Source organism: Psychrosphaera haliotis (assembly GCF_039523615.1).
Taxonomy (GTDB): Bacteria; Pseudomonadota; Gammaproteobacteria; order Enterobacterales; family Alteromonadaceae; genus Psychrosphaera; species Psychrosphaera haliotis.
Genome location: NZ_BAAAFQ010000001.1, coordinates 208,854 through 223,835, shown reverse-complemented (window position 1 = coordinate 223,835; position 14,982 = coordinate 208,854). Strand labels below are relative to the sequence as shown.

Here is a 14,982-nt window from a genome sequence, read left to right as displayed (position 1 = left end):
CTAATTTTTTAATTATATAGCAAAATGCGTTTTTACTCTATCAACAGTATGCGACCATTTTGGCGTTTGTGGTTTACAGACAGAGTTTTGATTCCCAAATAATCCCGTTTCATTAAATGCCTGAGCCAATGGAACTGCTTTAATCCATTCTACGGGAATAAGATACTCAGCATCATCATCGTCTAAATTTTTGAAACTTGAATAATCACCAACAGTATCTAACTCAAGTAAGGTTTTATTTTCGTACTTTGGAAACTCGTAGTTTTCAGCTCTGGATATTTCACCAATAACTTTACCGACAGCAACAAAGCCCGTTTGAGGAATTTTCACCCATACACGATCACCAATTTCTAACATGTTTAATGTATTGGAATACCAACGACCGTGACCTGCTGAAATGTATCCATATTTTAGCGCATCGTTCCAATGACGTTCTTTCCCATGTCCAAACGAAACGTAAAACTCGCCATTCCAAGGCTCTTTTGTTGATTTTGAAATAACTCGCTCTTGAGTTTCTTCAGGGGCTATCATCCAAGCTCTACTTAAATATTGATTTGTTCCATCTTCAAATACATTAAAGAATACGGCATTCACAGGTATTTTTGCTTTGTCATTTAAATAGTTAATAATTCGTTCTGAACTTGCGTCAAGTGCGGAAGCTACTATGACCATTTGATGAGAGCCATCATAGTTTACATCCTTAAATGACACACCAAATTTAGAATCAAAAGCCCTATCCAAGCTTTGTTCCGATAATGTGTGTTTGGTACTGTAGTCATAATAAATATCAACTAGCTTGCTGTCATCAATTTCAACGACCCAAGAAGCATAATCCAGTGCTTGAGCGACTACGTCTCTGGGGGTTTTATCTCTTTTTAACTCAATAATAATAACGCTACCACTGGCATCGATAGCAAGTAGATCGATATATTTATCAAAATCTGTACGAACTTGGCGACCAATAAGCAACCAGTTAGGATTTAAAATAGAAATGTCCGCTACAATTTGTTCTTCTAATTGTTGCTCACTTTCTAAAGTAATAGTTTTTAATTTTGTTGGTTTATCACCAATTTTCCAGATGCCCTGCTCTATAGCCATTTAAATACCGTCCTAATTATTATTTTTCTTTTAGAGGCTCATTCCTGCGCCATTAAATTTCAGCCATTTTTTAGCTTCATCATAATCAGGCATCACTTTTTCTATCGTGCGCCAAAATTTGGGAGAGTGACTTTTGTCTTCTAAATGCGCAAGCTCATGAACTATAACGTAGTCTAATACGCTTAAAGGCAACATGGCGCACTTCCAGTGGAGGTTTATTGCTCCTTTCGAAGTACATGACCCCCACCGGTTTTGTAACTCCATTACTCGAATGCTTACAGGTTTCAGTTTCATTTTTGGCTGGTAGAGCTTAAGTCTTTCATTTAAGCGTTGCTGCAATTTCGTTTTGTAAAAGTTCTTAAAGTGATCAGGGGCATTAGCAACTTCTGAATCTAACAACTTAAATTGCCCATAATGGAAAGTGAGAGGCTTTAATTGATCTTTCACTAGTTGCAGACGGTAGTTTCTGCCAAAATATAAAAAACTTTCACCGTTAACATACTCTCGATGTATTCGCGTTCTGTTAAGGTCCTCCCACTCGGCTAGGCTCTTATAAATCCAGCTTCTTTTAGACTCTATGATCTGTTCAATTTTCTCAACATCAAACGGTGATGGCGCTATTACTAAAACAGTACCATCACGTTCAATATAAATACTTGTTGTCTTCCTATCACTTTTCTTCAGTTGGTAGCTGATATCCTTATATGTGCTGACATTTAAAGTATCTGACACTAATTACCATCCTGTTGTTTTCTGTTAGACAAAATATCTAGCTCTCTTCTTTTGGCTAGACTCAATAACTCTGTTGTCACTAGCTCAAAGGATTCTTCTAGTGCCAGAATGTCACTCAAAATAAATACTTCTTGGATTTTACCTTCAAGTTCATCAACCATATTAGGGCGATCCCAGAAGTTTAAACCTTCAATTTTGTCAGCCATTATTTCTAGTATTTGCTCAACAATACTCTTAACGGCTTCCATCTCACTTGGCTGACAAGAACCATTAAATGCCAACTCAATGATTAGATCAGTAAACGGATCTCCAGCAGATGTATCATCACCTCTACCTTCATCAATTTCCTCTCTTAATGTTTCCAAGTGAAGCAGCATCTGATCCCACTGCTCATTGTACTTCTTAAGAATATCATTCAGCTTTTCACTGAAGCGTTTATACATTACAGGGTCATCAGCTTCATTCACTTTACAATGCTTACGAATCGCATGTTCCATTTCACTTGCCGCAGCACGCTCATCCTTATGCTCCTTTAATGTGGTAATGAATTTATCTGAGAATAACTCTACAGGTGGCACTTTAGGGTTAATACCTAGGCTAATTAGATGTTCACTAACTAGCTTGCGAACTTTTTCACCTGCACCAGCAATATTGATAGAGTCATCTTTATACCGCTCCCTCGCTTTAGCCTGTAGATGACTAAATTGGTACATGGGTATTTTGAATGGATGTGCCAGCTTGTTTGGCAAAATAATATCCATACTTTGCATGAATTTCTTTAGATAAACATTAAAGCTATCGCGAGTTTTAACATCCTCTAATGCTTGAATGACTGACTCAGTAACTTTGTATCTTTCAATATCTGAAGATAACTTCTGTTGAACGAGACTTTCTATTTGTGAGATATCTTTATCTTCAAATAGTTGAATCAACTGCCTATAACGGCTTTGAAGTACTGGCATTTCAGACTCAACCGATTTAAACGTATCTAAAATATCTTTTTGATCTTTGCCTGAGTATAGCGATAGCGCTTCTTTTAGATTCTCAGTTAACCCTATGTAATCGACAACATACCCAACTGTTTTGCCGGGATATGTTCTGTTAACACGGGCTATTGTTTGCAGTAAGTTATGTTCTTTTAGCTTCTTATCAATGTACATAACCTGTTCAATAGGCGCATCAAAACCAGTAAGAAGCATGTCACAAACTATTAAGAATCCGATGCCTGTATCTGGCTTGTCGTAATCAAATTTCTTCTTAAAGTTTTCCACCGCATTACGTTTACGAGACTCGTTTCTAGCAGCAACGAATGAAGCCTTTTCATTCGTTCCATCAGAAGAAATGACAACCATAGCATCTAGAAACTCAATCTGTTTGAGTAGCTCTTTATCCTGTTCTTCAGTAGGTTTTTGCTTTTCCTCTTCGGCCCAGTCATTAAGCGCTTTTCTAATAAACGTTTGGTAGTGCAATGCCGCCTGCTTTGAAGAACAAACAACCTGAGCTTTATAGCCACTAGGCAACACTTTTTGTATATAGTGCTTAACAAGGTCGTTAGATATTTCTTCAATACGATCTTCAGCTTCTAATATATCGCCAGTTGCACCATATTTTTTGCGGATTGCGGCTATTTCTTCTTCGGTTCTGTCTTTAAATAAGTTTTCAAATTTTGTATCAAAACCATGTTTATCATAGATTGCTGAGTCGGCTGTTTTGCCCTCATACAATATTTGCAGAGTAGCACCATCATCTACGGCATCTTGAAGTTTGTATTCATCAATATATGGTTCATCAGGATTATTGCCAAAGCGCTTCCAAGTTGGATCGTTATGGTGGTCGGCAATTAAAGGAGTACCAGTAAAAGCCAAACGAGTTGCATTGGGGAATGCATCGAACATGTTGTCCGACAAGCTGGCTTTATCTTGCCCTGTTTTCTGTGTACGGTGCGCTTCATCAATCATGATAAGCACTTTCTCTGATGAATTAACCTCACCAAAGCTTTCAAATAGCTTCACAACATTGTCTTTGTCAGGTTGAGAAGAATACTCAGAAGAAGGTTCTGCAACAGATTTACCCAAAGCTTCATTTAAATAATCTGGCGTATTGCTGTTATCCGCTTCTCTAAACTTATGCACCATCACCATATTCAGAGTTGAGCGATCATCACACAGCTCTGACTTAACTTCATCACTACTTGAAATGCGATAAACCTTTTCGCCTGTTAAATCAGCCGTTTCACCAAGCTGTTTATCTAGGTCTTTCCGGTCATTGACCATCAATACTTTGTAATCTTTCAAATCTTCGGTACTACGCATTTTGCGTACTAAAAAGACCATTGTTAAAGACTTGCCGCTACCTTGTGTATGCCAAACGACACCAGAGCGCTCATCACTTGTCTCGCCAGTTCTAATTCGTTGAATAATCTTACTAACCGCACGATATTGTTGATAACGAGCAACAACCTTTATGCGTTGCTTTCCTGCATCCATGAATAATGTAAAGTTATTCGTAATGTCTATCAGGTTTCTGGGGTGCAACATACCTTGAACAAGGGTTTCTTGTTTGCGATGCTTCCCTGTAGTGGGGTCTACATAAGGAGTATCATCAGGGTAAATTGTTTTCCAATTAAAATAATACTCTTCTGTTGATGTAACTGTACCGAACTTGGCGTTGTCACCATATGTGCCAACCATTAATTGATTGGTATAAAAAAGTTTTTCTTCACCTTCAATCAGTTGAGAACCTTCCGGCTCCCTTAAGTCGGCATATCGTCTTAATTGCTCTATTGCTTGATTCATTGGGTCTGACGTAAAGCTATTTACATCTTTACACTCAATAACAACCAGCGGAAGACCATTAACAAACAATACAACATCAGGAATGATGCATTCTTTAACACCAGCAGGGGTATCAATACGAAATTGATTTATAGCAACAAATCGGTTGGCCTTCCAATTATCAAAATCAATAATCTTAACGGTAGGGTTCTGCTCACCAGTTACGGTGTTCTCATCCACCTGCCACTTTTTAATTCGCTCCATAAACTCTTGATTGTTTTCAAGCAGGCTCTTAACACCAAAATCAGTGAAGTCTTCATACAGGCCATCTATTTGTGAATCAGTTAACCAACATTGGCCATCAATAGTGTTAAGTGTGCTTATCGCCTTGGCAAACTCTCGCTGTATAACACATTCTCTGAAATGTTCTCTATAACTAATGCTAGGATCTTTAGGTATCACACTAGAGGAATGCTCTATAACTTGCCATCCCATAGCTGCTAGTTGATTTAGTAGAGGCTTTTCTACAAATTGATATTCAGACATTAAACCTCTCCCACAGGTTCTGGCACTAGCTCATAAAAAACGAACTCTAAAAAGCTAGAAATTGTAGTCCTTTGATTTTCTATATCGTCATCCATCCAAACATGATGCTCAGGGTTAAGCTCTTCGCGCCAATCATGTAATTGCTTTGCAATATCTTGCGACACTATTTTTTCTTCGCTTAACGCATCAATCCGCTTACTTAACGATTCATTAGTAATTTGTTTTTTACGTATCTGTTTCGAAAATCTCAAACTTAGTACTTCTTCAAGATAAACACGTGGCTTACAGCTCAATTTATCGGTATTTCGTTCAACAAAATCAATTAACTCTTCAGTATTCAAATGGTGAGCAGATTTTACAAACGCATCTTTATTTCCTACTTCAAGATATGAGCCTAGAGCATTTTTCTTAATTTCGATTAGAGCAATATCATTCTTTGAAAATCCATGTACCTTCAAAAAGTTCGCGACTCCATCCTTGAAGTGGCTAAGCATTATTACTTGTTGGCACTTATCCGCCAATTTCACTAGCTTGCTATGCGTTTGCCCAACTCTGTTTTCATCAAATGAGGTAACAGGGTCATCAAAAACAATAATTGTTTTTGCTAAGGTTTTGTCTTCAAGAGAGTCTAGCGATGCGAGAAAAATTGATAAACCAAGAGATCGTCTATCAGATTCACTAAAAATTTTATCTAAATCATTCTCAGCAATATCAGCGCCTTTAAACTTTACTTTAAAGCTATAAATAGGTTTGTTGCCAAGTGGCTCATGCTTATATTCAAGCTTAAAATCTCTACTTCCTAAATCATTAAAATGTTTATTAATTTTAGTGAAATACTGATTTAGGAAGGCGCTTTGTTCGTTCCGAAGCGATTCTTTTAGCTTTGGAATATCTTCCTCAAGATCGCTAATGTTTTTTAACAAAGTCATGTGGTTTATACAAGCGTCATTCTTTTCATATCGCTCAACCTTTAACGCTAAGCCTGTGCCTTGTAGCTTAAGGTGTTCAAGAGCTTTTTCAATTTGGTGTCCTTCAAATCTAGCTTTGAATTCGTTGGCTCTTTTATTAAAGGTTTGGTAATCCGAGTTAAGATCTGCAACATCACTAGTTATATTTTTAATAAGAAGTTCAAACTGAGCTGTATCTACAACTTCAAATGATTTTTTAGGGTCGGCTAGCTTAGTTTCAATCCTGACATTAAACTCCCCAATAATTTGAACAGCTAATAGGTTTAGCTCATCAAGCTTCTTTTGAATTGAATCATGTGACTTTTCGATATTCGAAATTAATTCAGGAACTTCATCAATAAGACTAAGCTCTGGGTAACTATCAATGACTAAACCTGCCTTTTGGATTGAAGATATTAACTGTTCAATCCAGTATTTCGTCAATAAAGGGTGATGTTGCGCCACAGTAGACTTTACATACCCTTCGTGCCTAGCAAATTGATCATCAAAACATTGTCGATACAGATCCAGTAACTCATTTGCTTGTGGTGTAATAGCCTGCCCACAAAAATGACAGTTATCACCATCAAGTAAACTTAAGCCTTGTTTAATCCATTGTTCAGCACCTTCAGGCTTAATAAAGTGTTTTTCAATATGACGATTTAATTCTTCTTTGGCTGCTTCATGTGGGTTGTCTAGCCCGGTTTTTAGTACAGTGTTAATTGCCGTTACCGCTTCACTAAAATCTGTAGCTACTTTAAGCGGAAATAGATTCTTTCTTTCCCTAATCGCCTTACTTGCTTTCTTTTGTGAGTTAAGCAAAGCATATTCTTCACGTTTTTTATCTAGTTCTTCTTTGGTAGCGTCTATATCCGCAATTACTGGTTCAGCTATAAAGGATTTTAATTCATCAACTTTTGAAAACTCGCTTTGAACTAACTTTTTGAGATCTGACTTTTTCTCTTTTAATTCTTTATTTTTCGCTGCTATGTTTTCTGCTTTAACAACCCCTTGTGAACCCAAAATAAAGTCGCTAAAACTCTCTTTGGTATTGCGCGTTAGTGTGCGACCCAAGAAAACATTTTGGTGATAAAAAGCATCATCATAAACGGCAAGTCTTAAATGACCGGGCAACTTATTTTTCCAGTCATCATTATTAAAAATAGCTTTAACTTCTTTTTTGCCATCAGCATCTAAAAAGTTCAGTTCTACCTTTTGTGCTAACCCATCATCGGGAATGCTCTTACGGGCGCTCAGGGTAGTTGATTCACCAGATTTGAGAGATGAAAAAATATCACCCAACGTGCTTTTCCCGTATGTATTTCTACCGTACACGAGAGTAAGCTTTTCAAATTGGCTTTGGCGACCATTGCAGTCTTTATAGGTGCCAATATTTTTTATTGTGGAAATCCGTTTTAACAAAATATCTCCTTAACTCGCTAGTACGCAAAGCTTTGCACATCAACAAGTAAGTCTTTAACTTGTTTATTTATACGTTTATTAAATTCAAACTCAACTTCGACTTTTTTTAGCTTGCTGACGTTGACTTTAAAATAGTCCGTCAGCACTTTTTTCTTTTGCGCTAATGTGTAGTCATCGAAATTAGGAATATAACTTGTTTCGTATTTTCTGTGACTAAGCTCTTTAAAAGCTCTAACGAACTTTTTAGGCTGAATAGTTACGTTAAAGCGTTTAATAAGCTTACTTACATAATGATCAAGCGTATGTAACAGTTGTTCATCATTAATCTCTGAAAAGAAAAATAGCCAACCTTTGGCTTTATTGTCGAAAACACAACCCGTAATCCGAAGGTTTAGTCGCCAAAGTAAAAATGCTTCACTTTTCTGTTTTGAGTGTTTGTAGCTGGTGAATATAGAGACGAGCGAATGTTTCAACCTTTCGATAGAGCCAAGCCTAGCGCTAATTGTTGAGTCGTAAAAGTGATAACCTAAATAGTCAAAAGAGCGCCCTAATTGTTCGATGGTGGACTTATCTGGGCGCTTGATAGGGTCATACATTTTTAGTCCGATACGACCAAAACGTTTCCTTATATCAGTTGCTATGGTCTGCGCGTCATTAAAATCGCAAAATACCATGACATCGTCTACATATCGGTAATATTTAATGTTTGGCAACGATTCAAAGTAGTTATCAATGTTTAACAGGTATATTGCGGCAAGAATATTAGATATCGCTAAACCTTGGGGAACACCTCTTGTCGAAAGCGGGTCTGTTGCTTTCGACACTGCCACTGTTGGTGATGTAACAGCAGAAAAAAGTACATTCTTAATATCGTCAGAACGTATTTTCTTACCTAAACGACTTCTTAAGTCTTTATGCTTTATCGAAGGGTAAAAATTGCTGACATCAAGCTTAATAACGCCAGTATAGCCGCCTGATGCAACATCCGCCTTTACTCGTTTGATCACTTTTTGCGGTAAATTAAATTCAACATCACCGTCATAAATTTCAGTTAAAAAATCACAAATCGCTCGCATTGCAATGCGATCTCTAACGGTTGGAATTGAAATCTCTCTCGGTGCTTTATCTTTGCCTTTACTCACCAATTTTAGCTTGTACTTAGTGAACTTATAGGTGCCTGCCAGCATTTTCCGAGACAGAATGGCTATTTGCTCATCAAGTTGAGCACGGAAAGCATATTGATCTAAATTATCGATGCCTGTCGCACCTGAATAAACCACATGCTCAACAAAAATTCGCTTTAAGTTTTCTTCTGAAAAATGATTATTAAATTGCTGCTGAATTGTCATGCTAACTTCTCAATAGCAACCAAAAGAATAACGGGCAATAAATATAAAAGCGTCAGTAATACATAACGCTTAGCTAACCACCATGTAATGCTTAACCAGTGATACCATGTAGGGCAGCGGTCTAAGCCTTTTTTACACCCTGTACTAGTATCGACTTCTTTGTTGTTGGTAACGTGTTCAAGGCATAGGGCAAGGTAATAATCATAATCCGTATGATTCTCACACAGCCCCATAATTTGTTCATACTCTGCTGATATCTTTTCAATATCTGCATTCTCTTCTTTAGCTTTGTGGTAGAAAGTGTTGAGGGTTTCATAACTTTCTTTAATAAGGCTTGCCCGTTCTTTAAAAGATAGTCCAGCAATAAACCCTGACATGCTTAATACCAATACTGAATACACGATCCAGCTAATACCCGCTAAGTCCTCTTGACCTGCTGATGGTGTGAATTTTAAGTAAAAGATTGAAACGGCAACGCCAAAAAATGAATACCAAAGCAATAGCAACTGTGATTGAAATGCGTTAGATAGCAAACGTTTTTCCGCTTGTATTCTTGCTTTTCTTGTCCACCAAACATTGTCGGAGAATGCCATTTTTCTACTTCCTTTTTATTAAGGCGTTCTAGGGTGTCAGTGGGTTACATAGAGTTAACACCCCTGACGGGGCAAGCTATAAGCCTCCGAAGAAGCCACAGCTAAGAGACAAGCTCTTCAATATTAGTTGCACTCACAAGTGAGTGGTCAACCTAGTCAAGCCGGAGCAATCAAGGCCAACACACCCTAGAACAAAACTGGTTATACTTTTACTTTCCCTGTTAGCAAATCTTGCATCAGGCCCTTTTTCTTTAGTTTCAGCTTTTCAACATACTGTTTTTCTTTCTCAATTAATTTATCAATTGAATCTAACCGTTCTATCATTGCTTTTTGTTCCTTCAACGAAGGCAACGCAATATGAAAACGTAAAATGTCTGAACCCGGCAAATTACCTAAAGTTCCTTGTCTAACATACTTATTTACTTGAGTTTCAGCTAAGAATGTTTGCATGTATGCCTTTATGAAATAAGGGTTTGCATCATCTGTCAGCTTAATTTTGACGGCATAGGCACTCGGTATGTAATCGCTTGACTGCTCTTCATAAACGGCTGTTAAGCCACAATCGGCGGTTGTCACTACAACTAAATCACCGTCTTTGAGAATATGGTGGCGTATTTTAGGAAAAGGTATTTCAGCTAACGGAACTTGCTCGTACTTAATATCACCTTGCTTAGAAAAATCTGTGCCTCTAATGGTTTTTACATTTCCGTACTCACTGTACATTGATGCATCAAATCTTGGTCCATACAAATATTTTTCGATATAGCTTCCTAACTGGTTGAATGTCCAATCTAACGGAACCCAGCCAATTTCAGTTTCTTGATATAACTCAGGTGCATCTTCGTAGCTTGGGCGCAATTGACCATAGCTTTTGTTGTTTTCTGGCGTGCCAGACAAATCGATACCACGAGAGAATAAATCAGCCATCATGCCTTGTTTAACGGCTGTATATTTGTCGATAAGGTATTGGGTTTGATCAATAAGGTTATCAACTGTAGATAGTATCTTGGCTATTTTCTGTTGCTTTTCTATTGAAGGGGCTAATACCGTTAGCGTTTTCATATCTGCTTGAAACAGATGTGGGACTCCGCTACCTGCTACTCTCTCAGCCACTAGCTTCTTAAACTTTTCACCTTGCAAAAAATAAAAGATAAACTCAGAACACAATACATCTTGGTTTTTAAGCCTTACTAACATCATCGTGCTGTTAATGGTAGTCGGGCCGGGCAAGTTATCAATAAGTGCTATTCTTCCAATAGTGCCGTCTTTAGAGATGATAATATCGTTGACATTGAGCTTAATTTCAGGAGATTCATCATATCTAAATTGATTTATATGCTGGCATTCATCCCATTGTATTTTATCACCTTTAATATGTGTCCCAGCAATAAGATATGGTCCTTCATCTGTATATTCATGGGACTTTAAACCTTTCCAGCCAATTCGTCCCCTGACATGAGAAAGCTTACCTAAGTTGTATGAAGCTAAATACTGAGTTTCGTTATTCATAACCCAACTCCACTAAGAAACCATTTAGTAAAGTTGACTGCTGTTCACGTTCAGCAAGAATATCTTTAGCTGTTATTGCGTATTTATTATGAAGGTTTTCAACCGCTTTAATTAGTTGTGTAACTAGTTGGCGCAGGTAGCTAGCATAGCTATCAACCATCTGCTGTTTAAAGCGTGCCTCAATAAGTGCTTTAGCTTCTTCTGGTGTGATTTTTTCACGCGCAGCATCAACTAGATCTTCTTTTTTCTTTTCACCTTCTTTAATGCCTGCTTTTAGCTCTTTCAGTTCTTTTTCAAGAGTGGTATGTTGTTCTAACTTTGCGTCTATCTCAGCATTAGCTGAGGTTAACTTTTCAATGCTAGCTTCTAGCTGCAATGCGCGTGTAGGGTCTTCTTTTTTGGCAAACTTTAGCTCTTTCTTTAAATCACGAAGCTGACCGTTGTTTTCTTTTTTGCCATCTTTAAGTGCTTTCACCTGAGTTTTTGGAAACACGCCTGATTCAGACTCGTCCTCTGCTGGTTCATCATCTTCAGTTGACTCATTTACCGCAGCAAACAATGCTTCCAACTCTGTAATTCTGGCAGCATCTTTTTTAAGGTTTGCTAGTACCTCTGGGAATTGAGATTCAAGAATTTCTTCGTCTGGAATTAACTCAGCATTCCAACCTGAGTTGGCAATAGATTTAAGATCCGCCTCATGTTGTTTAAAATTGTTCGCCATAGCACCACGCACTTGATAAATAGTTAGCAAGTTTTCGGGTAATAAGGCACCTACAATACTGTTTAGGGCATCACGCCTTAACGCAAAAACACCTTTAGAACCTAATTTTTCGTCGCCGAGTTTATGGAATTGCGGAACAAAGTGCGCACTCCACCAGTTATCTAACTGCCTATAAAAAGCATTATGCTTACCAATTAGTTGAGGGTGGTTTTCTATAGTTGTTTTAATGTCGGCTTTACTTTCAATAGCCGGAGCAAAAGACCAATATATTGAAGATAGCGAGTCGCCATCTGTTTGTTTAGGGTGGCCTAAAGTAAACAACGCTTCTTTTAATTTGGCATAATTTTTCCAGTGAGATTCAAGGCTGTTAACTTCATCAGCAGGTACACCACCGTTTAAATGTGCTCTTACATCATGAGGCTCAGGTGCTGGGCTGTTATCAACATAACGTCTAATGTTTAAATTGAATTCTTCATGCTCAAGTTCACTAACAGGCACTGCACGTGCGTATTTTTCTACATTGTTATCAGTATCTGATGTGATTGATTCATATACATGAGTGATTTTTTCAATGTCTTCTGGGCGAAGGCTGTTTTGGTTTTTACCTTCTTTGTATTCGCGATCCGCATTGATAAATACAACATGTTTGCGCTTAGCCGCATTAGCCTTGTTAAATACTAAGACACAAGCAGGGATGCCAGTTCCATAGAATAAACCTTGTGGTAAACCAATAACCGCCTCTAAAATCCCTTCTTCGATGAACTTTTGGCGACACGTTTTTTCTTCACCGCCACGGAACAACACACCATGTGGCATTACCACTGCCATCTTGCCGTCTTGTTTGAGGGAAGCCAACATGTGTTGAACAAACATAAAATCAGCTTTTTTACCGCCCTCAGGAAGCCATGTATGGAAACGGCTTTGGTGTTTCATGCCATCACGACTGTAGTTTTGAGAAAATGGTGGATTCGCGATCACCCTTGAATAAGTACGGATTTCGCCATTCGCATCAATATGCTGGGGTTTGGCAAGAGTATCTTCATTTTGAATATTCGCACCACCTACTCCGTGCAAAATCATATTCATTTTACAAATAGACCATGTGGTGCCGCTGTCTTCCTGCCCGAATAAGTCTATCTTGTTTACGTCACCGCCTGTTTCTTCAACGTATTTTTTACTTTGGATGAGCATACCGCCACTGCCAACGGTTGGGTCGTATATTTCCATCCCTTCACCGGGTTGAAGTAATTCAACTAACAAGCGAACTACTTCAGAAGGCGTATAGAATTCACCACCTTTTTTACCTGCGCTGTCGGCAAAGAATTTGATTAAGTATTCGTAGGCTGCACCAAGTAAATCAGGAAACTCAAAGCACTCATTAGTTAACGTAAAATCTTTTTGGTCAAAGTGCTGAATGAAATCAATCAACACTTTGTCTTCCATCGGCTTTTTACCAACTTTTTTGTTGAAGTTGATATGCTTTAGTACATCTTCAAGACCCTTTTTGATATTGGCATCTTCAAGTGCAGCAAGCGCTTTATTTAGCTCAGTCCCCACGTTTTTCTTAACGTGCTTAATAGTTGACCATGATGCTGCTTCTGGGACAAAGTAATCAAACTGAGAAGGCAAAGAAACAAGCTTTTCAATTGCAGCTTCAGATTTACCTTCTTTTTCTAAACGGGCGCGGATAGCGGCTTTATCTGCTTCAAACTGATCAGACATGCGCTTTAAGAACAACATACCGAAGATGTATTCTTTATATTCCGAGGCATCCATTTTGCCGCGTAATATGTCACACGCTTTAAATAGCAGGCTTTCTAATCTTGTTAATGTCAGTTTATGTTTCATGTGTTTTTAATCCCTGTAAGAACTGTAAGTTAACTTACATTCTAAAAATCTATATTTAAAAACCGGGGGCTAAAGTCAAATTCCCTGCCCCAGATATCAATTGTTTGTTATTGAGATAAAGCTGATATTCATTGCCGTTAAGTTCAGCATTGTCTGAGCAATCAACATTCCACCGCCTTAATAAATAGCCTGTTAGAGCGACTCTTGCTTTGACAGTCATACTCCCATCAACCATGCCGTAATCCAAGGCTATCGCAGTTGGATGTTGGATATTTTTAGGGTGTGGAACCAGTTCTAATGAAGTAAATGTATTCCAGTCTTTATCTTGTTCTTTGTTTTCATGCGCTTTTGTTAAACCAGACTTCACTGTTACTTTTGTAATTCGAGTTAATACAAAATCACGAAACCCTTCTGATTTTCTGTCATAAGCTCGAACATGCCAACGGAGGCCATTGTCGATAATTGAGTGCGGCACGATGTCTCTAGAATTTGAGCCACTCGACAATGAGGTGTATATGATGTTTATCGCTTTGTTTTGAAAGATGGCTTGCGAGATACGAGCAACAATCATCAAATCAGGGACATTCAACGCGCTGGGTGCTTCAATAGGAAATTTTGTATCACTAATCGCATCAAAACCATCTGAAATCTCATTAGCTAATTTAACAAGGGTTTTACGAGCATCGTGATTGAATAGCGGTTTAAAGCTAGACTCAATAATGTACTGCTTTTCAGTTGTGTTGTACTTGAGATTTTTTGGCGCGAGCTGTTTATAAAGGGCTAAATCGCGTGATGCTGCGGCAGTACCGCATTCAAAGCGTTGTATAATTTCGTTACGCGTTACCAAACTTGTGAACATCAGCTTAAAATCAATGTAAGCAAGACGTTGTTTTTGTGCGTAACTGACGTTTTCGAGGTCCATCTAACTTATTATTCTTATAAAGTAATAAAGTTAGTGTGTATCATTTTGATAATCACGTCAATGTCCAGATAAAAGAAAAGGAGCAGTTAAGCCCTTTTCGTTTATCTTTTGACTAAGAGAGATATTTCAAAATCAAAATATCTTTTGGATTCATCAGTGTTTGCCGCATTTTTAGCCATTCTAGACCATTCAATGTGGCGTGCTTTACTTTATCGCAACTCACATAATAAGAGCCTGACTTAGTAATAAATTGCGTATTATGGTTAGATGATATTTCAACAGGAGATGAAATCACAACATCATCATGAGAAAATCTTTGTGTTTCATCAAGTTCAACAAAGCCGTGTAGTATTTGAGCTATTTCTATCAACTCTCCATCCACTTTATCAACCACTGAAACAACGGTTACTTCCCGTAAATATGTTTTTAAGGAATCTATCTGAAAATCATTATATTCAGGTTTTTCTTGGTTACTGTCTATTTGCTGCATGTTACTCACCTCTTTTATATAAACATCTAAA

Annotated in this window: 10 protein-coding genes; all 10 read right to left on the bottom strand. The window is 37.9% G+C overall.

What is annotated here, in order from left to right; translation table 11 throughout:
- Window positions 1-12: 12 nt before the first annotated feature.
- Window positions 13-1,098, bottom strand: a complete 1,086-nt coding sequence (locus ABD009_RS00965; protein ID WP_343822167.1) for a hypothetical protein — start codon at window positions 1,096-1,098, stop codon at window positions 13-15.
- 30 nt (window positions 1,099-1,128) lie between these two features.
- Entirely contained in the window at window positions 1,129-1,830 is a 702-nt protein-coding gene (locus ABD009_RS00960) for a M48 family metallopeptidase (protein WP_343822165.1), read from the bottom strand.
- Window positions 1,830-5,150 (bottom strand): type I restriction endonuclease subunit R, encoded by a 3,321-nt coding sequence (locus tag ABD009_RS00955; protein ID WP_343822163.1) that lies wholly within the window; start codon window positions 5,148-5,150, stop codon window positions 1,830-1,832. Before ABD009_RS00955 ends, ABD009_RS00960 begins: the two co-directional genes overlap by 1 nt.
- Window positions 5,150-7,519, bottom strand: a complete 2,370-nt coding sequence (locus tag ABD009_RS00950) for an AAA family ATPase (protein WP_343822161.1) — start codon at window positions 7,517-7,519, stop codon at window positions 5,150-5,152. The genes ABD009_RS00955 and ABD009_RS00950 overlap by 1 nt, the downstream gene beginning before the upstream one ends.
- Window positions 7,520-7,536: 17 nt before the next feature.
- Window positions 7,537-8,868, bottom strand: coding sequence for a reverse transcriptase domain-containing protein (locus tag ABD009_RS00945; RefSeq protein WP_343822159.1), 1,332 nt, complete (start codon window positions 8,866-8,868; stop codon window positions 7,537-7,539).
- Window positions 8,865-9,461 carry an SLATT domain-containing protein gene (locus ABD009_RS00940; RefSeq protein ID WP_343822157.1) on the bottom strand — a complete coding sequence of 199 codons (597 nt, stop codon included), beginning with the start codon at window positions 9,459-9,461 and terminating at the stop codon, window positions 8,865-8,867. Before ABD009_RS00940 ends, ABD009_RS00945 begins: the two co-directional genes overlap by 4 nt.
- Before the next feature lie 201 nt (window positions 9,462-9,662).
- Complete coding sequence (locus ABD009_RS00935) at window positions 9,663-10,970, bottom strand: restriction endonuclease subunit S (protein ID WP_343822155.1); 1,308 nt, start codon at window positions 10,968-10,970, stop codon at window positions 9,663-9,665.
- Window positions 10,963-13,539, bottom strand: a complete 2,577-nt coding sequence (locus ABD009_RS00930; RefSeq protein WP_343822153.1) for a type I restriction-modification system subunit M — start codon at window positions 13,537-13,539, stop codon at window positions 10,963-10,965. Before ABD009_RS00930 ends, ABD009_RS00935 begins: the two co-directional genes overlap by 8 nt.
- A 55-nt stretch (window positions 13,540-13,594) precedes the next feature.
- A complete protein-coding gene (locus ABD009_RS00925) occupies window positions 13,595-14,461 on the bottom strand; it encodes a WYL domain-containing protein (protein WP_343822151.1) in 867 nt (288 codons plus the stop codon).
- Window positions 14,462-14,573: 112 nt separating this feature from the next.
- Window positions 14,574-14,951 (bottom strand): hypothetical protein, encoded by a 378-nt coding sequence (locus ABD009_RS00920; RefSeq protein WP_343822149.1) that lies wholly within the window; start codon window positions 14,949-14,951, stop codon window positions 14,574-14,576.
- Window positions 14,952-14,982: the final 31 nt, after the last annotated feature.